General features: G+C 71.9%; 16 protein-coding genes. 8 read left to right on the forward strand and 8 right to left on the reverse strand.

What is annotated here, in order from left to right; all coding sequences use genetic code 11:
- The 3 genes from ACLQ2T_RS05885 to ACLQ2T_RS05895 all read left to right on the forward strand — a co-directional run.
- On the forward strand, positions 1-946 hold a 946-nt coding region (locus tag ACLQ2T_RS05885), incomplete at its 5' end, for a putative Ig domain-containing protein (protein ID WP_425764953.1).
- A gap of 150 nt (positions 947-1096) precedes the next feature.
- Complete coding sequence (gene gatB, locus ACLQ2T_RS05890; RefSeq protein ID WP_425764954.1) at positions 1097-2596, forward strand: Asp-tRNA(Asn)/Glu-tRNA(Gln) amidotransferase subunit GatB; 1500 nt, start codon at positions 1097-1099, stop codon at positions 2594-2596.
- A gap of 133 nt (positions 2597-2729) precedes the next feature.
- Positions 2730-5087, forward strand: coding sequence for a transketolase-like TK C-terminal-containing protein (locus tag ACLQ2T_RS05895; protein WP_425764955.1), 2358 nt, complete (start codon positions 2730-2732; stop codon positions 5085-5087).
- 206 nt (positions 5088-5293) lie between these two features.
- On the opposite strand, the gene ACLQ2T_RS05900 is transcribed toward ACLQ2T_RS05895, so the two are convergent.
- Both ACLQ2T_RS05900 and ACLQ2T_RS05905 read right to left on the reverse strand, forming a co-directional pair.
- Entirely contained in the window at positions 5294-6874 is a 1581-nt protein-coding gene (locus ACLQ2T_RS05900; RefSeq protein ID WP_425764956.1) for a metallophosphoesterase, read from the reverse strand.
- Between the two features lie 66 nt (positions 6875-6940).
- Positions 6941-8107, reverse strand: coding sequence for a PQQ-dependent sugar dehydrogenase (locus ACLQ2T_RS05905; RefSeq protein WP_425764957.1), 1167 nt, complete (start codon positions 8105-8107; stop codon positions 6941-6943).
- A 96-nt stretch (positions 8108-8203) separates the two neighbouring features.
- Between ACLQ2T_RS05905 and ACLQ2T_RS05910 the strand changes: the two genes are divergently transcribed.
- A complete protein-coding gene (locus ACLQ2T_RS05910) occupies positions 8204-9130 on the forward strand; it encodes a 2-hydroxyacid dehydrogenase (RefSeq protein WP_425764958.1) in 927 nt (308 codons plus the stop codon).
- Here ACLQ2T_RS05910 and ACLQ2T_RS05915 read toward each other — a convergent pair.
- Positions 9124-9501 (reverse strand): PH domain-containing protein, encoded by a 378-nt coding sequence (locus tag ACLQ2T_RS05915; RefSeq protein ID WP_425764959.1) that lies wholly within the window; start codon positions 9499-9501, stop codon positions 9124-9126. The two genes, ACLQ2T_RS05910 and ACLQ2T_RS05915, sit on opposite strands and share 7 nt — an antisense overlap.
- A 210-nt stretch (positions 9502-9711) precedes the next feature.
- Between ACLQ2T_RS05915 and ACLQ2T_RS05920 the strand changes: the two genes are divergently transcribed.
- Entirely contained in the window at positions 9712-12039 is a 2328-nt protein-coding gene (locus ACLQ2T_RS05920) for an EAL domain-containing protein (protein WP_425764960.1), read from the forward strand.
- 13 nt (positions 12040-12052) lie between these two features.
- Here the strand turns inward: ACLQ2T_RS05920 and ACLQ2T_RS05925 are convergent, their stop codons facing one another.
- On the reverse strand, positions 12053-13069 hold the full coding sequence (locus ACLQ2T_RS05925) for a LacI family DNA-binding transcriptional regulator (RefSeq protein ID WP_425764961.1): 1017 nt from the start codon (positions 13067-13069) through the stop codon (positions 12053-12055).
- A gap of 244 nt (positions 13070-13313) precedes the next feature.
- Between ACLQ2T_RS05925 and ACLQ2T_RS05930 the strand changes: the two genes are divergently transcribed.
- The gene (locus ACLQ2T_RS05930; protein WP_425764962.1) at positions 13314-15797 is read left to right on the forward strand and encodes a glycoside hydrolase family 2 protein; all 2484 of its coding nucleotides are present in this window, start codon (positions 13314-13316) and stop codon (positions 15795-15797) included.
- 67 nt (positions 15798-15864) lie between these two features.
- On the opposite strand, the gene ACLQ2T_RS05935 is transcribed toward ACLQ2T_RS05930, so the two are convergent.
- From ACLQ2T_RS05935 to ACLQ2T_RS05950, 4 genes are all read right to left on the reverse strand, one after another.
- A complete protein-coding gene (locus ACLQ2T_RS05935; RefSeq protein ID WP_425764963.1) occupies positions 15865-16653 on the reverse strand; it encodes a hypothetical protein in 789 nt (262 codons plus the stop codon).
- Positions 16650-16982, reverse strand: a complete 333-nt coding sequence (locus ACLQ2T_RS05940) for a hypothetical protein (RefSeq protein ID WP_425764964.1) — start codon at positions 16980-16982, stop codon at positions 16650-16652. Before ACLQ2T_RS05940 ends, ACLQ2T_RS05935 begins: the two co-directional genes overlap by 4 nt.
- A 37-nt stretch (positions 16983-17019) precedes the next feature.
- On the reverse strand, positions 17020-17712 hold the full coding sequence (locus tag ACLQ2T_RS05945) for a YbaB/EbfC family nucleoid-associated protein (RefSeq protein ID WP_425764965.1): 693 nt from the start codon (positions 17710-17712) through the stop codon (positions 17020-17022).
- Between the two features lie 106 nt (positions 17713-17818).
- Positions 17819-18430 (reverse strand): hypothetical protein, encoded by a 612-nt coding sequence (locus tag ACLQ2T_RS05950; protein ID WP_425764966.1) that lies wholly within the window; start codon positions 18428-18430, stop codon positions 17819-17821.
- Between the two features lie 143 nt (positions 18431-18573).
- On the opposite strand from ACLQ2T_RS05950, the gene ACLQ2T_RS05955 reads away from it, so the two are divergent.
- Together ACLQ2T_RS05955 and ACLQ2T_RS05960 are read left to right on the forward strand one after the other, a co-directional pair.
- The gene (locus ACLQ2T_RS05955; RefSeq protein ID WP_425764967.1) at positions 18574-18912 is read left to right on the forward strand and encodes an ArsR/SmtB family transcription factor; all 339 of its coding nucleotides are present in this window, start codon (positions 18574-18576) and stop codon (positions 18910-18912) included.
- Positions 18909-20615 (forward strand): SulP family inorganic anion transporter, encoded by a 1707-nt coding sequence (locus tag ACLQ2T_RS05960; RefSeq protein ID WP_425764968.1) that lies wholly within the window; start codon positions 18909-18911, stop codon positions 20613-20615. The genes ACLQ2T_RS05955 and ACLQ2T_RS05960 overlap by 4 nt, the downstream gene beginning before the upstream one ends.
- Positions 20616-20767: the final 152 nt, after the last annotated feature.

Here is a 20767-nt window from a genome sequence, read left to right on the forward strand (position 1 = left end):
GGTGAGTGCGGGGAGTCTGCCGCCGGGCATGTTGGTGGTCGGTAACTCCCTGGGAGGTTCGCCGACCACGGCCGGCAGCTACACCTTCACCCTGCGGATGACGGACGCGGAGGGCGAGTTCGCCGAGCAGACCGCGACCATCGAGGTACGCGCACCGGAGATCGACATCACCTCGGGTACGCCCCGGTCGCCGAGGTATCTGGGGCAGACGTACGCGATCCATACGGTCGAGGCCAGCGGTGGTACGGCGCCGTATGCGTTGTCGGTGAGTGCGGGGAGTCTGCCGCCGGGCATGTTGGTGGTCGGTAACTCCCTGGGAGGTTCGCCGACCACGGCCGGCACCTACCGCGCCACCCTGCGGATGACCGACAAGAACGGCTTCTTCGGCGAGCAGGACATCACCATCGTCGTGGCCGCTGCCGCAACCGCCTTCACCTCCGGCAACCCGCCCTCCGGCACGGTGGGCCAGCCGTACTCCTTCCCGTTCACCGCCGAGGGCGACGAGAACATCACCTTCTCCCTGGCCGCCGGTGCCCTGCCGAACGGGCTGACCCTGGCCACCAACGGCCTGCTCAGCGGCACCCCCAGCAGCGCCGGCACCTTCGACTTCATGGTCCGGGCGGCCGGCGCCCAGACCAGTGCCACCACCGAGGTGGATCTGGTCATCGTCGCGCGGTCGACCCCCACGGCCACCCCGACCGGTCCCACGGCGACCCCTACCGGTCCCACCGTCACCCCCTCTCCGGTCGACCCGACCGCCACCCCGTCGGAGAGCCCGGCGGCACCGGTCCCCGCACCGTCGAAGACCAGCGGGGCCTGGCTGCCGGTCACCGGATCGAACTCGACGATCGTGCTGCTGTTGCTGAGCGTCCTGGCCTTCTCCATCGGCGGGATCCTGCTGGTGCTGACCGTCAACCACCGTCGACGCTTCAGCGCACCCGAGTGACACCCCGCCTGGGCCCGCCGCAATGACACCCCGCCTCGGCCCGCAGGAGTGATGCCCGGCCGAGGCGGGCCAGGTCCAACGGTTAGGCTTGGCAGCGTTGTGTCCGGATGCCGCCGTGGGCCGGCTACCGCCTGCAAAGCTGGAGTTCTCATGACCACGACGCTGCCCGCGTACGACGAGGTCGTCGCGCGATACGAGCCGGTGATCGGCCTGGAGACCCACGTCGAGCTGGGCACGAACACCAAGATGTGGTGCGGCTGCCCGACCGACTTCGGCGGCGAGCCGAACACCCGGGTCTGCCCGGTCTGCCTGGGCCTGCCCGGCTCCCTGCCGGTGGCCAACAAGGCGGCCATCGAGGCGACCATCCGGATCGGCCTGGCGCTGAACTGCTCCATCGCGCAGTGGTGCCGGTTCGCCCGGAAGAACTACTTCTACCCGGACATGCCGAAGAACTTCCAGATCAGCCAGTACGACGAGCCGCTCTGCTTCGACGGCTACCTGGATGTCGAGGTCAACGGCGAGCTGGTGCGCATCGGCATCGAGCGGGTGCACCTGGAGGAGGACACCGGCAAGACGCTGCACGTCGGTGGCGCCACCGGCCGCATCCACGGTGCCACCGAGTCCCTCGTCGACTACAACCGGGCCGGCATCCCCCTGGTCGAGATCGTCACCAAGCCGATCCCCGGCACCGGCGCCCTGGCCCCCGAGGTGGCCCGCGCGTACGTCGCCGAGCTGCGGGACGTGATCCGCTCCCTGGGGGTCTCCGACGTACGCATGGAGGAAGGTTCGCTGCGGTGTGACGTCAACACCTCGCTGAACCTGCCCGGTGAGGAGTGGGGCACCCGCACCGAGACCAAGAACGTCAACTCCCTGCGCTCGGTCGAGCGGGCGGTCCGCTCGGAGATGCTGCGCCAGGCCTCCGTACTGGATGCCGGCGGTCGGATCACCCAGGAGACCCGGCACTTCCACGAGGACACCGGGGACACCACCCCGGGCCGGTCCAAGGAGACCGCCACCGACTACCGCTACTTCCCGGAGCCGGATCTGGTCCCCATCGCCCCCGACCCGACCTGGGTGGCCGAGCTGAAGGCCGCCCTGCCGGAGCTGCCCCGGCTGCACCGCCGTCGCCTCCAGGAGGTGTGGGGTCTGTCGGATGCGGACATGCAGTCGGTGCTCAACGCCGGTGCCGTCGAGCTGATCGAGCAGACGGTCGCCGCCGGTGCCTCCCCGGCCGCCGCCCGCAAGTGGTGGCTGGGTGAGCTGTCCCGGCGGGCCAACGAGACCGGTGTGGAGCTGGCCGACATCGGGGCCACCCCGGCGCAGGTAGCCGAGCTTCAGAGCCTGGTCGACGCCGGCAAGCTCAACGACAAGCTGGCCCGTACCGTGCTGGAGGGTGTGGTCGCCGGTGAGGGATCACCCACCGAGATCATGACCGCCCGAGGGCTGGAGGTCGTCTCCGACACCGGCGCCCTCACCGCAGCCGTGGACGAGGCGATCGCCGCCAACCCGGACATCGCCGACAAGATCCGCAGCGGCAAGGTGGCCGCCGCCGGAGCCCTGGTAGGCGCGGTCATGAAGACCACCCGAGGCCAGGCCGACGCCAAGACCGTCCGCGACCTGATCCTCACCCGCCTAACCCCCACCCCCTAACCCCAACCCCCCCTCTCGCCTCGTTGATCATGAGGTTGGCTGCGGTTTGAAGATCGACTTTGCCGCTAACCTCATGGTCAACGAGGCGTGGGTCCAGTAGGGCGTCAATGGCGACGTTCGGATGGAGTCCAGTGTGAAGCAGCACGATGTTGGTGTTCTCGATGAGATTCAGCGGCGGGTGTTGTGGTTGGCCACCCGGATTGTGGATGCGGCGAATCGGGAGCGGGTGACCGGGGACGGGGTCAAGGTCGGCGGGCATCAGGCTTCCAGTGCCTCGCTGGTCAGTGCCATGACCGCGCTGTGGTTCGCGCATCTGGATGGCGAGGACCGGGTCGCGGTCAAGCCGCACGCCTCCCCGGTGTTCCATGCCATTCAGTACCTGTTGGGCAACCTGGATCGGTCCTACCTGACTCGGCTGCGGGCCCGGGGTGGTCTCCAGTCGTACCCCTCGCGGACGAAGGACCCCGATGGGGTGGACTTCTCCACCGGGTCGGTCGGGCTGGGCGCGGCCGCGCCGCTGTTCGCCGCAGTGACCCGGCGGTACGTGGACGCGCACTTCGGGGCCCGCCCACACTCACGGTTCGTCGCGTTGATCGGCGACGCCGAACTGGACGAGGGCAACATCTGGGAGGCGGTCGCCGACCCGGCCACCACCGGGCTCGGCAACGTGATGTGGGTGGTCGACTTCAACCGGCAGTCGCTGGACCGGGTCGTGCCGGGGGTACGCATCGACCAGTGGCGGGGGCAGTTCGAAGCGGCCGGTTGGCACGTGGTCGAGGTCAAGTACGGCCGCAAGCTGGCCGAGGCGTACGCCCAGCCGGGTGGGGAGGCACTGCGCGACTGGATCGACGCGATGCCCAACGAGCAGTACCAGTCGCTGTTCGGGCTGACCGGGCCGGAACTGCGCAAGCAGTTCCTCGACGGCGCACCCGCCGAGGTGGCGACCTTCGTCGTGGACATCCCGGACGCCGAACTGGGCCCCCTGGTCACCGACCTGGGCGGGCACGACCTGGCGGCGTTGCTCGACGCGTACGCCCAGTGTGACGCGGTGACCGACCGGCCGAGTGTGGTGTTCGCGTACACCGTCAAGGGTTGGGGTCTGCCGATCGCCGGCAATCCGCGCAACCACTCCGCGCTGCTCACCGGCGAGCAGATCGAGGCCCTGCGGGCCGCGCACGGCCTGACCCCGGACACCGAGTGGGACCGATTGGACCCGGCCTCGCCCGCGGGCATCCGGGCCGGGCAGCGTCGGGAGACGCTGTCCCGCGCGCCCCGCCGGCGGGCGCTGGGGGTCACCGTCCCCCAGACCACGAAGGTACGCGCCACCAAGCCGATCTCCACCCAGGAGGTCTTCGGTCGGGTGCTGGTCGACCTGGCCCGGGATCCGCAGGTGGGCAGGTACCTCGTCACCACCGCGCCGGACGTGGCGACCTCGACCAACCTGGCCGGGTTCATCAACAAGACCGGGGTGTTCGCGCCGACCGCCCAGCGGTCCTGGTCCGAAGACCGGATGCTGCGCTGGACGGAGAGCCCCGAGGGGCAGCACATCGAGCTCGGCATCTCCGAGATGAACCTGTTCCTGCTGCTCGGCCAACTCGGCCTGGCCTGGGACCTGTCCGGGCAGCCGCTGCTGCCGGTCGGCACGGTTTACGACCCCTTCGTGCTGCGTGGCCTGGACGCCTTCCTCTACGGCACCTACTCCGGCGCCCGGTTCGTGGTCGCCGGTACCCCGTCGGGCATCACCCTGGCTCCGGAGGGCGGCGCCCACCAGTCCACGATCACCGCCAGCGTGGGCCTGGAACTGCCCGGGGTGACCTTCATCGAGCCGGCGTACGCGACCAGTCTGGACTGGCTGCTCTGCGACGCCCTGGGGCAGATCGCCGGCCCGGACCAGCCCGCGGCGACCGCGGCACCGACCGAGGACGGGGCGTACTACTTCCGGCTCAGCACCCGGCCGGTGGATCAGGCACCCTTCGAGGCGGCCCGCGCCCGACTCGGTGACGCGGTGCTGCGGCGGCAGGTGCTGGCCGGGGCGTACCGGCTGGTCGACGCCCACCAGGCGTACCCGCACCTGGTCGGGGCCCCTACGGTGCAGCTGGCCGCCTCGGGTGCGGTACTGCCCGAGGTGCTGACCGCCGCGGCGGAACTGGCCGAGGAGGGGGTAGCCGCCCACGTCGTGGACGTCACCAGCCTCGACCGGCTCTACCGGGCCTGGCAGCGCACCCTGCGTCAGGGCGTACGCACGGCGACCGTGCCCAGTGTGCCGGGGGCCCTGCGTTCGGCCTTCGCCGACCGGACGCCGGTGGTCACCGTGCACGACGCCGCCTCGCATGCGATGGCCTGGCTGGGCTCGGCCCTGGCCGCCCCGGCGGTGCCGCTGGGGGTGGACGAGTTCGGCCAGTCCGGCAGCGTCCACGAACTCTACGACCTGCACGACCTGCTCCCCGGCAGCATCGTCAACGCCGCCCTGGCCGCCCTCTCCCTCCACTGACCCCCCTCACCCCCCACCCACCCCGCCGCCACCCCTGCATTTCCGCCTACGCCCCTTCGCCTCGCCGATCTTGCACTTTTTGACGCCACAAACCTCGCAGAACGGGGCGAATCAGCGACCAAAAGTGCAAGATCGGCGAGGCGAGGCGAGGCGAGGCGAGGCGTGGCGTGGCGGGGTGGGGTGGGGCGGGGTGGGACAGGGTGGGGTTAGCGGGTGGGGGTTGGGGTGGGTGGGGTGGGGGTGACGGGGGGAGTGATGACGGTGCGTTCCAGGTTGACCTGGGCTTGGCCGGTGCCTCCGACGGTGATGGTGTCGTAGGCCTGGAGCTGCTTGTCCTGGTCGAAGTAGAGCACCGTCATGGCCAGCGGGGTCGGCTCCTCGCCCTCCAGGCCGCGCAGCCCGGCGCCACCGGTGGAACCCTGCACCATCAGGGTGGTGGGCTGCTGGCCCGGCACCTCCGGCAGCTGTTCGATCTGCCGCCGGTGGGTGTGGCCGGCGAGCACCAGCGGGGTGGTGCCGGACAGCGGGCCGGCGATGACGGGGTCGTGCACCAGCGCGAGGTGCACCGGCTTGGGCGAGCTGCGGATGGTGGCGGCCAGGGTCTGACCGGTGGTGACCAGTTCGTTTGCGGTGGGTGGGATCAGGCCGCCGGCGGCCGGCGAGGTGCTCTTGTCCGGGGTGAAACGGGGGTCGCCGATGCCGGCGATGGTCAGCCCGGCGACCGTGGTGGTCGCATTGTCCAGCACGATCGCGTTCGGTTGGCGGGCCACCGCCGCCGCCGTACGACCGGAGTCGTGGTTGCCCCGGATGTAGACGTACGGCTTGCGCAGCAGGCTGATCGAACCGACGTAGGAGGCCTCCGGCTCGCTGCCCCAGTCGGTGATGTCCCCGGTGTCGATGACCACGTCGATGCCGAACTGCTCCACCACGGTGCGGATGAGCTGCCAGGCGGTCGGGTTGAGGTGCATGTCGGAGATGTGCAGGACCCGGGTGGTGCCGGGATCCTGCTCGTACACCGGTAGCGCCGACACGGTGGTGTAGAGCTGGGTGACGTTGCCGATGAGGCGTTGGAGCTGCTCGGCGTACCGGGTGTAGTCGTTGGCGATCTTGCGTACGTCGCCGACGATGGCGGGGGCGTTAACCAGCAGCCCCTCGTACGTCGGCTCCTCGATGGCCTGTGGTCGCAGGGTCGTCGCGGCGGTGCCCAGGCTGCCCGCGGCGATCAGCAGGGCCAGCCCGCCCGCCCAGGCGGCCCGGCGGGTGTCCCGGAACACCAGCAGGGCCAGCAGCACGGTGGCCAGCACGGTGGCCCCGAGGGTACGCAGCCCGAGCCGCAGTACCCCGTCATGCACCTCGTCGACCGCCGACTGGGTGGCCCGGTTCAGACTCGCCGGGTCGTCCAGCAACGCCTCGACCCGGCTCTGGTCCAGCGCACCCAGCTCCACGGTCAGCTGGGTCGGCCCGTCATGGCTGTTGAGCAGGAGGGCGCCCAACGGCGGGATCTTGATGGTGGTGCCGCCGACCGTGGTCGGTGTGATGGACAGCTTGGCGCGGAAGGGACCGATGTCCGTGTGAACCTGCCCCCCGGCCAGGGTGCCGAGCAGCACACCGGCCAGGGTGACGACCAGCACGGCCAGGGCCGCCCCTGTCCGGCGTAGCCCGGTGAACCGCCCACGGCGGGGTGCCGCGGCTTCGCCCCGCCGCAGCGCCGGGAAGCGGCGGCTACGACGGGTCGGCTTCGTGCCGTCCCGGTCGTGGGACGGCTGCCCGTTTTCCTGATCGCCCATATTGAGACTCTGACCTGCCCGCCGAAGGATCTTGACAAACCTGAGGGTGCTGTATTAGAGCGTGCCTCAGCTTCGCCCAGCTCCGCCACCTGCGAAAACAAGTCGCAACAGTCGGTCGTCCTCGGCGGCCGGCCGGCCCCGCCCGTCGTGGTTGGAGGTGCCCACCCAGATCGAGCCGTCCGGGGCGGTGGCCACCGCGCGCAGCCGCCCGTACCGCTCGGTCAGCAGGGCCTGGGGCTGCCCGAGCACCGTACCGGCGTCGGTCAGCTCGACCAGCCAGAGACGCTGGCCGCGCAGGCAGGCGGTGGCCAGGGTGCGCTCGGTGGCCGCCAGCCCGGAGCAGGAGGCCTCGTCGGTCGACCACTGCACGATCGGGTCGACGTACTTGTCGTCGTCGCCTCGGCCCTCCACCTCGGGCCAGCCGTAGTTCTTGCCCTTGGTGATCTGGTTGATCTCGTCCCAGGTGTTCTGACCGAACTCCACGGCGTACATCCGGTCGCCGTCCCAGGTGATGCCCTGCACGTTGCGGTGGCCCAGGGACCAGACCGGGGAGTCCGGGAAGGGGTTGCCGGGCGCGGGCTTGCCCTCCGGGGTGATCCGCAGGATCTTGCCGCCGAGCTGCTCGGCGTCCTGGGACTGGTCGGTGTCCCCGGCGTCGCCGGTGCTGGCGTAGAGGTGCCCGTCGGGGCCGAAGGCCAGGCCGCCGCCGTTGTGGATGCCGGCCTTGGGGATGCCGGTCAGGATCGGGGTGGGTTTCTCGCCCAGCCGCAGCCGGGCGATCCGATTGTCCTGTTCGGCGGTGTAGTAGACGAAGACCGTCTTGTCCTGCGCGTACTGCGGTGACACCGCGATGCCCAGCAGGCCACCCTCGCCCGAGGCGACCACCTCGTCGATGGTCTGCATCTCGGTGACCCGCAGACCGTCCGTGGTCGACTCCGGGCCGACCTGGACGATCCGGCCGCTGTCCCGTTCGGTGACCAGGGCGCCGCCGTCGGGCAGGAAGGCGATGCCCCACGGCACCCGCAGCCCCTGGGCGAGCACGGTGGCGACGACCTCCCGGCCGCCCTCGCCCGCCCCGGCCGAGGGGGTGGGCAGGTTCGGCGGCTCACCGGCGGGATCCGGCTCCGGTTCGCCGAGGCTGCAACCGGTGGCTACCAGCAGGAGTGTCGCGCAGGACACCCCCAGGAGGGTACGGAGCTTACGGGCACGGGGGAGTGGCAGACGGGCGCTCACGCGGCCCAGGGTAGCCCGCCGTGGACGCCCGCGCCGGTGCCCGCATCCGCCGACCCGCCGTGGCCGTGGCCGTGGCCAGGGCTATCGTCAGCGGGCGTGAAGGTATGGATTCCGCACGAGACCGGCCACGACCTGCTGGGTGAGCTGCCGCCGGAGGTCACCGTCGAGACGATGAGCGACCCGGACCGGCTGCCCTCCTCGACCGCCGGTGTCCGGTTCTGGGTGCCGCCCTTCCTGGCCCCGGCGGCGGCCACCACCCTGCTGCGGGAACTGCCCGACCTGGCGGTGGTCCAGCTGCTCTCGGCCGGGGCGGATCCGTGGATCGGGCGGATCCCGCCGGGGGTCCTGCTCTGCGATGCCCGGGGGGTGCATGATCCCTCCACCGCCGAGTGGGTGGTCACCGCCATCCTGTCCCAGCTGCGCGGCTTCCCGGCACTGGCCCGCGCCCAGGCCCAGCGCCGGTGGGCGTACGACGAGGTGGCCCCGACCGGCGAGTTGACCGGCAAACGCGTGCTGATCGTCGGTGCCGGTTCGATCGGTACCGCCGTGCGGGATCGGCTGGCCCCCTTCGAGGTGCGGTTCGACCTGGTGGCCCGTACGGCGCGGCCGGAGCAGGGGGTGCACGGGGTGGATGCCCTACCCACCCTGCTGCCGCAGGCCGAGGTCGTGGTGCTGCTGGTGCCGCTGACCGAGCAGACCCGGGGCCTGGTCGACGAGTCCTTCCTGGCCGCGATGCCCGACGGGGCGCTGCTGGTGAACGCCGCCAGGGGACCGGTGGTGGACACGAAGGCGCTGGTAGCCGAGGTGACGACCGGCCGGATCAGCGCGGCCCTGGACGTCACCGACCCGGAACCCCTGCCCGCCGACCATCCGCTCTGGGAACTGCCGAACGTGCTGATCACCCCGCATGTGGCCGGGTCGGTACGCGGGCTGCTGCCTCGGGCGTACGACCTGGTGGGGCGACAGATCCGGCGCTTCGTCGCCGGGGAGCAGCCGGACAACGTGGTGGTGGACGGCTACTGAGCCGCCTGGACCTCGCCCTGACCCGCCGCGGCCACCAGCAGCGGCAGGTCCCGCTGGCGTACCGCGGGCAGGACGAGTCGAGAGCCGTCGGCGAGTTGGGCGACCGCCCGGCCGCGGGTGTCGCCGCCCAGCTCGACGATCTGGTCCCAGCGGATCCGGCGGTCGCCGACCAGGGCCCGTAGCCGCAGCCCGTGCCGGTCCGCGTCCGTGCCGGCCCGCCAGGCCCAGACGCCCACGGCCAGGGGCACCAGCAACACCGGCAGCAGGTACGCGCTGGCGCTGGCCAGGGGCAGGGCACCGATGGTGCCGATGATCGCCCCCACCAGGAGGGCCTGATGGTGTCGGAATCGGGTGGTCTCGGTGCGGCTCACCCCTCGATGATTCCACCCGCAGACCGGCGGACGGCACCGGGTCGCAGACGAGGGCCCTGCTGCGTGTGCTCACCCGAGCGCGTACAGTGATCTAGCTCACCGGGCGTCACTGCTTGCGCGCTGGCTCGTTTACGGGGACGAGTGGCCGACTAGCTTGTTCGCCCTCGCACTGCCGCACCGCCCCCGTGCCCCCTCACGAAGGCGAATGTCGTGCCCGTCGTGTCCGTGTTCCGCGCCACCGTCCGACGTACCGCCCTGCCGGAGCTCTGCGTGGTCGCGGTGGCGGCCGTACTCGTCCTGGTCAGCGCCGCCGGAGCGATGCCGGGTCTGGCGGTGGTCGCGCTGGCCGGCGCGGCCGGTTCGACTCTGGCCGGGGTGCGGCTGTCCCGCCTGGCCGCCGGCCCCGAGGTGCCGACCGCCGGTCCAAGCGGCGGGCGGCTGGCCCGTCGCCGCGCGGCCCGGCCCCGTCGGGCCGCCGCTCTGCTGCACGCGGCCGTGGTGATCGCCGGGCTCTCCGTGGCGGTGCTGCCGCTGGTCACCGTCGGTGGCCGCCCGGCGGCGGCCCTGGCCGGACTGGCCGGTACCGCCGGACTGCTGGCCGGTGGCCTGTTCAGCCTGCCCCGCCGGGTGGAACCCTCCGCCCGGATGCGCCGTCGCCGGCTGCTCGACGGAGTCGCGGCCGGAGCCGCCCTGGTGCTCACCGCCTGGCTGCTGCTGCCGTACGCCGGGGTGTCCTCCCGGGTGCGGTTGATCGCCGCGGTGGCCGTCGGGGTGCTGGCGGTCGCCGTGCTCGCCGCGCTGACCGGGCCGCACCGGCACTCCGGTGTCACCCGATGCCGGGCCGGGGCAGGACTGACCCTGCTGGCCCTGACCCTGCTGGCGGCGCTGCCGACCGAGGTGGGGCAGGCGGCCCTGGTGGCGGTGGCCCCGCTGGTGATCGGGGTGCTGCTGACCGCCGCCGGGGTCCGGCGGGTGGTGGAGACGGACTCGGAGCCGCCACCGGCGGCCACGGCGATCTGGCCACGGGTGGTGGTGCCGGCGGCCGGGGTGGTGCTGGCCACCGTCCACCACCTCCAGTCCGGGCGGTTGCCGGACCGCACGACCGTGCTGCTGGCGCTCGCCGTCGTGCCCGCCCTGGTGGCACGCGAGCTGCTAGACACCGGCCCGGAGACCACCCCGACCCCGGTAGGGCGGCCCACTCCGAGCCCGGGAGCGCCGACCACCGGCGGCCAGCCGACCACCCCGGCCTCGGTGACGCCGACTCCCACCGGCCCGCAGAGCACCCCGGACCTGGCTGCTGCGGTCGTCGAGGAGTCCGTACCGAGTGGCCGTGCCGCCCTGCTGCGGGCCCTGGCGGCCCGGTCGCAGTCGGCGGGCGGCACCCTGCTGGTGGTCGACCTGCACCTCACGGAGTTGCCCGGAATGGCCGTGCGGGACGACATGGTCGCCGAGGCCGTCCGCCGGGCCCGGGCTGTGACGACCCCCGAGGACGAGGTGGTCGACCTGACCGGTAGCGGTTTCGCGGTGGTGACCGGTGCCGGGTCGTTGCTGGCCTACGCCCTGGGCGCGCGGCTGCTGGCCGCGTTGAACCGGCCGTACGAGGTGTCCGGGGCGGTGCTGCGCTCGCGGGCCAGTATCGGGCTGGCCGAACTGGCCCAGGGTCGCCCGGAGGACGTGTTGCGCCAGGCGGAACTGGCCCGCCGACGCGCTACCCAGCTCGGTCGGGACCGGATCGAGTGGTACGACGCGTACCTGGAGGAGCAACTGGTCCGCCGACTGGACCTGGAGCGGGAACTGCCCGGCGCGGTCGCCCGAGGCGAGTTGGATCTGGTCTACCAGCCGGTGGTCGGGCTCGGCGACCGGTTGCCGGTCGGTACGGAGGCCCTGCTGCGTTGGCGCAGTCCGGTGCTCGGCACGGTGTTCCCCGCCGAACTGCTGCCGGTGGCCGAGGATCTCGACGTCATCGGCGAGTTGGACGCCTGGGTGCTGGACCGGGCCTGCCGGCAGGTGGCGGAGTGGTCCGTCGGCGGGCGACGGCTGCGGATGGGAGTCAATGTCACAGTCCGCGAGCTGATCTCGCCGGATTTCGTGCCCCGGACGGCGGCGGTCCTGGCGGCGTACGGGGTGGCGCCGAATCAGCTGGTGGTCGAGGTGGCCGAGCCACGGGTGGGTGCCGAGTTGTCGACAGTGGTGGCCCGGTTGGCCGGGCTGCGGTCGATGGGCATCCTGACCGCCCTGGACGACTTCCGGGTCGAGCAGGCCTCCCTGTCCCAGCTCCGGCGACTGCCGATCGACCTGCTCAAGGTGGGGCCGGAGGTGACCGAGGCCGGCGGGGAACGCCCCCTGCTGGACGTGGTGGTCACGGTCGCCGACCGGTTGGGGGTGGAGGTGGTGGCCGACAAGCTGGAATCCGCCCACCAGGTCGAGGCGGCCGGCCGGGCCGGGTTCCGCTACGGCCAGGGGTACGAGCTGGCGCGGCCCGCCACGGCCGAGCGGGTGGAGGCGTACTTCGAGGATTTCCCGTCCGCCTTCCGGTGATCGCTTAACCGGTTCATGGGGCGGGCGGGCCGGTGCTGCCGCGCGGGGTCAGGTGCGCCTGTTCGTCCTGAAGGTCGGTAGCGGGAGCCCCCTCGATGAGCTGAAGGAGTTGCCGGGCGGCATGCGCGCCGTAGGCCGGGATGTCCCGGCCCACCGCGGTCAGCGGCGGATGCACCAGCCGGCACAGTGGGGAGTCGTCCCAGGCCACGATGGACAGATCAGCCGGGACGGCCAGCCCCATCTCCTGGGCCACCGACAACCCGGCGATGGCCATCACGTCGTTGTCGTAGATCACTGCGGTGGGGCGGACCCGGGAACTGAGCAGCCGTCGGGTCGCCCGCGCACCCTCCTCGCCGGTGTAGTCCGTCGAGACGACGACCGAGTCGGCCAGACCCAGACGCTGACACACCTCGGTGAAGGCCCGGGTGCGGATGGCGGTGTGCAGCAGGTCGGGCAGGCCGGCTACCCGGGCCACCCGGCGATGCCCCAGGGCGTACAGGTACTCCACGGCCTCCACCAGCGCTGCGGCATCGTTGGACCAGACACTGGCCAGCCGCCCGGTGCCGGTCGGCCCTCCGATCACCACGGCAGGTAGGCCCAACTCCTCCAGCACCGGCACCCGCTGGTCGCCGGTGCGCAGGTCGCAGACGAGCACCCCGTCGACCCGCCGCTCACCCCACCACCGGCGGTAGACCGCGATCTCGGCCTGCGCGTCGGCGACCACCTGGAGGGTCAGGGCGTACGACCGGGCGGACAGTTCCGCCTCGACACCGCTGATCAGCTCCATGAAGAAGGGTTCTATGCCGAGGGTCTGGGCGGGTCGGGCCAGGATCAGGCCGATGGCCCGGGCGGTCGCCCTGGACAGTGCCCGGGCCGCACTGCTCGGGCTGAAGCCGATCTCGGCGGCGATGGCGAGGATGCGTTGCCGGGTAGCCTCGGAGACTCCGGGTTGGCCGTTGAGCGCGTACGACACTGCGCCCTTGGAAACCCCCGCCCGCCGGGCGACATCCGCGATCGTGGGCCGCTTCACCGGCGTACGCCCCCCTGAGCCTGTCCGTTGTCCGCTGGACAGGCTACCCGCCGACCGCCACCGGCCAGGTGTGGGCCGGAGCGCCGCTACTTGTTCGGTTCAGCGGGTTGGTGACCCACCTTTGACACGCGTGATGCACCCCCGTACGGTGGCCTCACTTATCCGGTTCAGTCGATGTGCCTCGATTTCGGTATCGTCTTGGAGGATGGGTCATGGTGCGGTTCAGCGCCCCGGACATCGCGGCGTGAGCGACACGCGGGGGACCGGTCCGCTCCGGCAGACACTGCACGAGGGTTGGACCCTGCGGGCGGTCTCCGGCCCGCAGGTCCCACCTGAGGTCGAGGGTCGGGTCGTACCGGCCACCGTGCCCGGCTGTGTGCACACCGACCTGCTGGCCGCCGGACTGATCCCCGACCCGTACCTCGACGACAACGAGACCCGGCTGGCCTGGATCGGGCACACCGACTGGGTCTACGAGACCACCTTCGACCGGCCACCCGGCGAGCACCGGCGGCTCGACCTGGTCTGTGCCGGACTGGACACGGTAGCCACGGTGGCCCTCAACGGGGTCGAGATCGGCCGGACGGAGAACATGCACCGCGGCTACCGCTTCGACCTGACCTCACTGCTGCGCGCCGAGCACAACACCCTGGCCGTACGCTTCGACTCCGCCTACCGGTACGCCCACGCCCACCGCGACCGACTGGGGGACCGGCCCAACGCCTACCCGGAGCCGTTCCAGTTCATCCGCAAGATGGCCTGCAACTTCGGCTGGGACTGGGGGCCGACCCTGGTGACCGCCGGCATCTGGCAGGAGATCGGCCTGCACGGCTGGTCGGTCGCCCGGCTGGCCACCGTACGCCCACTGGTCACCGTCGAGGGTGGCGACGGGCGGGTGGACCTGCATGTCGAGGTGGACCGGCTGGCCGAGGTGCCGCTGACCGTACGGGCCCAGGTGGCGGGGGTGCTCGTCGAGGCGACCCTCCCGGCGGGGCAGCGCAGGGTCACTCTGGTCCTCGAGGTGCCCCGGCCCGCCCTGTGGTGGCCGCGCGGCCACGGTGACCAGCCCCGCTACGACCTGGACCTCACCCTGCACGGGCCGGAGGGGGACCTCCTCGACACCCGGCACCGGCGGATCGGCTTCCGCTCGGTACGCCTGGACACCACCCCCGACGCGCACGGTGCCCCGTTCACCCTGCACGTCAACGAGGTGCCGATCTTCGTCCGGGGAGTCAACTGGATTCCCGACGACGTCTTCCCCACCCGGGTCACCCGTCAGCGTCTGGCGCACCGCTTCGACCAGGCCCTGGAGGCCAACGTCAACCTGCTGCGGGTCTGGGGCGGCGGCCGGTACGAGTCGGAGGACTTCTACGACCTGGCCGACGAACGGGGCCTGCTGGTGCAGCAGGACTTCCTCTTCGCCTGCGCGGCCTACCCGGAGGAGCAGCCGTACGCCGGGGAGATCGCCGCCGAGGCCGCCGAGCAGGTGACCCGGCTGGCGTCGCATCCCTGCCTGGTGCTGTGGACCGGCAACAACGAGAACATCTGGGGCTGGCACGACTGGGGCTGGCAGGAGCAGTTGGCCGGGCGCAGTTGGGGTCGCGGCTACTACCTGGACCTGCTGCCCGGCATCCTCGCCGACCTGGACCCCACCCGTCCCTACTGGCCGGGCAGTCCCTGGTCGGGCGCCGAGCAGATCCACCCCAACGACCCGGCGTACGGCACCACCCACATCTGGGACGTCTGGAACACCGAGGACTACCTGAGGTACCGCGACTATCTGCCCCGGTTCGTAGCGGAGTTCGGCTACCAGGGGCCACCGGCCTACGCGACCCTGCGCCGGGCGCTGACCGACGATCCCCTCGCACCCGACTCGCCCGGCATGGCGCACCACCAGAAGGCCACCGACGGCGACGCGAAACTGCGCCGAGGGCTGGCCGCCCACCTGCCCGAGCCGCGCGACTTCGACGACTGGCACTACCTGACCCAGCTCAACCAGGCCCGGGCCATCCAACTGGGCGTGGAGCACTTCCGCTCCCACCGGGGGCGGTGCATGGGCACCATCGTCTGGCAGCTCAACGACTGCTGGCCGGTCACCTCCTGGGCCGCCATCGACGGCGACGGCCGCCGCAAGCCCCTGTGGCACACCCTGCGCCGGGCGTACGCCGACCGGCTGCTCACCCTGCAACCCCGCGACGGCGGGCTGGCCCTGGTCGCGGTCAACGACACCGGCAGACCCTGGCGGGCCCCGGTCACGGTCACCCGGTTCACCCTGGCCGGGGAGCCCAGAGCCAAGACCAGCCTGGAGGTGGCGGTGCCCGGGTACACCACGGTCACCCTGGCCCTACCGGCGGACCTGGCCCGCCCGGACGACCCGTACACCGAACTGTTGGTGGCCGAGGCGGGCGAGGCGGTCGGACGGGCCTGGTGGTTCTTCGCGGAGGACCGCGACCTGCCGTTGCCGACGGCGGACTTCGCGGCCACCGTGCAGCGGGTCGACGGCGGCCTGCGGGTCCGGGTGCACGCCCACACCCTCCTGCGGGACCTGGTGCTCTACCCGGACCGGCTCGATCCCGACGCCGAGGTCGACGAGGCCGGGGTGACCCTGCTGCCCGGGGAGTCGACGACCTTCACGGTGCGCACGGCGCTGCCGATCGACCCGGCCGCCCTCACCACCCGACCCGTGCTGCGCTGCGTCAACGACCTGTCGACCCCGCCACCCGCCTGACCGACCGGCCACCCCGCCCGCCGCCCGCCCCGGTACCGAGTCTCGGGCGGCGGATCGTGGTCGGTGGTCAGTCCGCGACCCGCCAACGTCCGCTGGCGGCCGTGGGGTCCACCCGGGGCCAACTCCACTGGCCACCCTGCTGGACCAGCCCGCCGTTGTCGTTGAGGGCCTGCTGAAGGCTGGTCAGGCTGGTGCTGCGGGTCTGCATGTAGGCGGTGGTCAGGCCCACCGTGGCCGCGATCAGGCCGAGCACCGCGACGGCGGTGGCCCCGGCGTCGACCGGTGCGGCAGGCGCACCGATCAGGGAGGCAAGCAGACCGACCGCGGCGACCAGGCCGACCACGAAGGTGGCGAGGGCACCGGCGATGCCGATCCAGAAGCTGATGACCCCCCAGGCGAGGTCACTGAGGATCTGCTGCACCCGTTCCGCCAGCGGCTTGATCGTCGTCACCGCGCGGGACTGTGCCTCGGCCGAATCCGCGTACGCCGAGGCGGCCGAGCCGGTCCACCGGTTGTCGGCCTTCATGCCGTACGTCGAGACCTTCTGTTCCAGACCGCTGGCCGGCATACCGACGTGCTGGTCCCAGTACTCGCCCAGCCGGAACAGGGTGGGGGGCATACCCGGCTGGGTGATGAACTTCTGCACCTCGTCGAAGATCTCGTTCGCCTTGGGCCGGAACTTCCGCCAGAACCACCGCATCGTCGCCACCACCGGGATGGGCAACCACTTGGCCACCCGGTCGATCCCGTCCGACAGCTTGTTGATCTCCTGCTGAATGTCCTCAAGGAGCTCGTCGACCTCCTTGAGCAGTTCCTCGAAGATGAGTTCGAGTTCGCCGGCCCCCGCTGCGCTCACTTGGGCTCCCCGATCGTCTTGAAGCTGATCGACGCCTCCGCGTCGGTGTACTGGTAGTCCTCGACCACCGAGACCAGGATCCCCGCCATCTCCTGCATGGCGCGGGCACCCTCGGTCAGCAGGCGGACCGCCAGATCCTGCACCTCCTGGTACTTCGTGGTCACTCCACCGGCATCGGCCAGGTAGCCGAAGTGCATCCCGGAGAGGCTGAGGGATCGTGCGTGGGAGGCGGCCGCGTTCAGGGTGTCGGCGGACTGGCGCCAGCTCGAGGCGTCGTGGCGGATCGCCTCGAACGCGGCGGTGACCTCTTCGTTGCTGGGGTTCGACATCGGGCTCCTCGAAGAACGCAGGTGGTCGGAGGCCGACTCAGGCCAGCAGGCCGATGCGGCGCAGCATGGCGGTCGGATCGGCGGCAGTGGACGGATGCGCTGCGGCGATCGCCGGGAAACCGGCCAGCACCTCGGCCGCCTGGGTGGCAGCCCGGTCATAGGCGTCCCGGCAGGCCCGCAGGATCTCCTCGGCCAGTTCCCGACTGCCGGGTCGCTCCCGTAGCCAGCGCGGGCTGATCTCGATGCTGGTCACCTGCCCACCCACCAGCCGTACGGTGACCCGGTCGCCCGCGCGGCCGAGGATCTCCTTCTCGGCCTGCTCCTGGAGGGCCTGCCGGTAGCGCCGCAGATCCGAGCGCACCTGCCGCAGGTCCGTCAGGGTCTGCCGCAGCGCCTCGATCTGACCCGCCAGATCCGGTGCCGGGGCGAAGCGGGGTCGGCTGATCGCCGGGTCCGGCTGCGGCACCGGTCCGGACTCCTCCGCCCGGGTCTCGACCCGACGTGCCCAGGCTTCCCGGCGATCGGAGACCGCCGCCTCGACCGCGGCCTGCACCGCTGTGGGAAGACCAGGTGGGCCCACGATGGAGGCCCACCGAGGAGTGATCTCCAGTCGGGTGACCCGGTCGGCGTGGTCGACCTGAGCGTGGACCACCTGGGCCTCGTCCCGGCCCTCGCCGACGATGTCTGATCCGTCCATCTGCCACATCAGCTGCTGTGCGTCAGCGTGCATGGCGGAAAACTCGCGCTCGGCGACCATCGCATCCCCCCCGGTGTCGTCGCCGGCCGAAGCTAGCAGATCTTGATCGCCCCCGGGGGCCCGTGAAAGGTGGCGGCGGTCAGCCCCGTGGCGCCCGGGTGGCCAGGGCGGACAACTCGTGGGCCACCTCGGCCGCGCCGGGTCGTCGCACGGTGGACAGCACGGTGGCCAAGGCGATCAGTTCGCGCTGCGGCAGCGGCGCCCCGGTGTCAACGGCGAGCATGAGACGGACCGATCCCTCGGGGCCGGTCACCACCAACTCCGGGATGCGTTCCTCGTTCACCCTGGTTGCTCCGGGTGCGGTCACCGTGAACCGGCGGTTCGTCGGCCGCAGGGCCACCTGGTGTGCCGTGGCCAGGTCCACCGTGCGGGGTCGAATCCGCTGCACGGTGAGCCGGGTTCCGTCCAACCAGGCGGCCGACCGCAGCACCACGAGCACGCTGCGGATGACCCAGGCTGTCATGGCCGTGGCCAGCACAGCCGGTGTGCCGAATATCACCACATTGAACAGGGCTCGACTCTCCGTGTCGCTCGAACTCAGCGTCCAGAGCAGGAACATGCCGACGACGGCACCGAGGCAGCCGGCTACCACGACACCGAGTACGCCGAGGAGCACCAGGACCGTCAACCGTCCGGACCGGGTCTGCCGAAAGCCGGACGACAACTGGATTCTCTGGCTGTGGGGGTTCACCCGCTGATCATGTCAAGAAGGCCCGGTCCGGTGCTGCCCCGACCGACCTGGGCCGCCCTGTCGGATTTCTAAGTTGAAGAATCCTTCAAGTGCTAAAGTCTTCAGCGTGCCCGACCCGGGCGCTGTGGAAAGGAGTACGAGGCGTGTCCGTGCCGCTGTACCAGGCGAAGGCGGAGTTGTTCCGCACCCTCGGGCATCCCGTCCGCATCCGGGTGCTGGAGCTGCTCCAGGACGGCCCCAAACCGGTGCGTGACCTGCTCGCTGCCATCGAGGTGGAGGCATCCAACCTCTCCCAGCAGCTGGCCGTGCTGCGCCGGGCCGGCATGGTCACCTCCCACCGGGACGGCCCACTGGTGATGTACGCGTTGAGCACCCCCGACGTGGCTGACCTGTTGGCCGCCGGTCGGCGGATCCTCGGGGCGGTGCTCGCCGACCGGGACGGCCTGCTCGACGAGTTGCGTGCCGGGGGAGTGGTCCAGTGAACGGCGTCGGAGCCGCACACCCCGGCAGGCCAGGCGCCGTGCTGGTCGCCGTCTGGCGGCGTACCCGTGCCCTGCTGCCCGACCGGGCCGACCTTCAGGCGGCCCGGCGAGCGCCGCGTCGCGACCTGGTCGCCGGGCTGACCGTGGCGGTCGTCGCCCTGCCGCTGGCCCTGGCCTTCGGGGTCACCTCCGGGCTGGGGGCGGAGGCCGGGCTGATCACCGCAGTGGTCGCCGGTGCGGTGGCCGCCGTCTTCGGCGGCTCCAACCTCCAGGTCTCCGGGCCCACCGGGGCGATGACTGTGGTGCTGGTGCCGATCGTGGCCCAGTTCGGGGCGGCCGGTGTGCTGATGGTCGGCGTCCTGGCCGGGCTGATCCTGATCGCCCTGGCCTTCGCCCGCATGGGGCGATTTGTGCGCTTTCTTCCGGTCCCGGTGATCGAGGGCTTCACCGCCGGCATCGCCGTGGTCATCGCCCTGCAACAGGTGCCGGCCGCCCTGGGAGTGACCGACGCCGAGGGGGAACGGGTCTGGGCGGTGGCCGCCGACGCGGTGGCCCGTTTCGTCGTACACCCCCAGCCGGCTCCGATCGCGATGGCCCTCGGGGTGGCGGCGGTGATGCTGGTCGGCGCCCGGTGGCGTCCCGGGGTGCCGTTCTCGCTGCTGGCCGTGGCCGCCGCGACCCTGCTGGCGGAGTTCGCGCCGATCGACCTGATCCGCATCGGGGCCCTGCCACAGTCCCTGCCCGCCCCGTCGCTGGACTTCCTGGACCTGGGTGCGGTCGGGGTCCTGCTGCCCGCCGCGCTGGCGGTGGCGGCGCTGGCCGCGTTGGAGAGCCTGCTCTCGGCCACGGTCGCCGACGGCATGACGGTCGGCCAACGGCACGATCCGGATCGGGAGCTGTTCGGGCAGGGCCTGGCGAACCTGGCCGCTCCGCTGTTCGGCGGCATCCCGGCCACCGCGGCGATCGCGCGTACCGCCGTGAACGTGCGGGCCGGCGCGGTGTCCAAGCTGGCCGCCCTGGTCCACGCCCTGGCCCTGGCCGGCATCGTGCTGGCCGCCGCGCCGCTGGTCGGCCGCATCCCACTGGCGGCCCTGGCCGGGGTCCTGCTGGCCACCACGGTACGGATGGTCGAGGCGGCCTCGCTGTGGGCGCTGGCCCGCTCCACCCGGGGCGACGCCCTGGTGCTCGTGCTCACCTTCGCCGTCACCGTCATCTGGGACCTGGTCACCGCCGTGGCGGTCGGGGTGGGGGTCGCCGTCGTGGTGGCCCTGCGTGCCGTGGCCCGCAGCGCCCGGCTGGAACAGGTCCCCCTGGACCGGGGCGAGCACACCGACGAGGAGCAGGCCCTGCTCGCCGAGCACATCGTGGCCTACCGCCTGGACGGCCCCCTCTTCTTCGCGGCCGCGCACAACTTCCTGCTCCAGCTCTCCGACGTGGCCGACGTGCGGGTGGTCATCCTGCGGATGTCCCGGGTCTCCACCATCGACGCCACCGGCGCGCAGGTGCTCGGCGACGCCATCCGCCGCCTCCAGGGCCGGGGCATCACCGTGCTGCTGTCCGGCATCGATCCCGACCACGACCAGGTGCTGGACACCCTGGGGGTGGCCGATCAGCTACGCCGCGACAACCTGATCTTCACCGACACCCCGGCCGCCATCGCGTACGCCCGTACCCTCGCCCTGCCCGCCGCTGCCGCCGCCTAGGCGGGCGGGCGGCCTGCGGGGTTGCCGCCGCCGTTTCGGCGCAATGGCGGGGTCGCGGCGGGCAGGTCACCGCCATTGCGCCGTAACCGCGCACCCGGGCGCCGGGTTCAACGCCAGCCGCTCCGCCGACGGGTCGATCCCGTCCTCGGGCC

It is taken from the genome of Micromonospora sp. DT229 (genome assembly GCF_049844505.1).
Lineage (GTDB): Bacteria > Actinomycetota > Actinomycetes > Mycobacteriales > Micromonosporaceae > Micromonospora.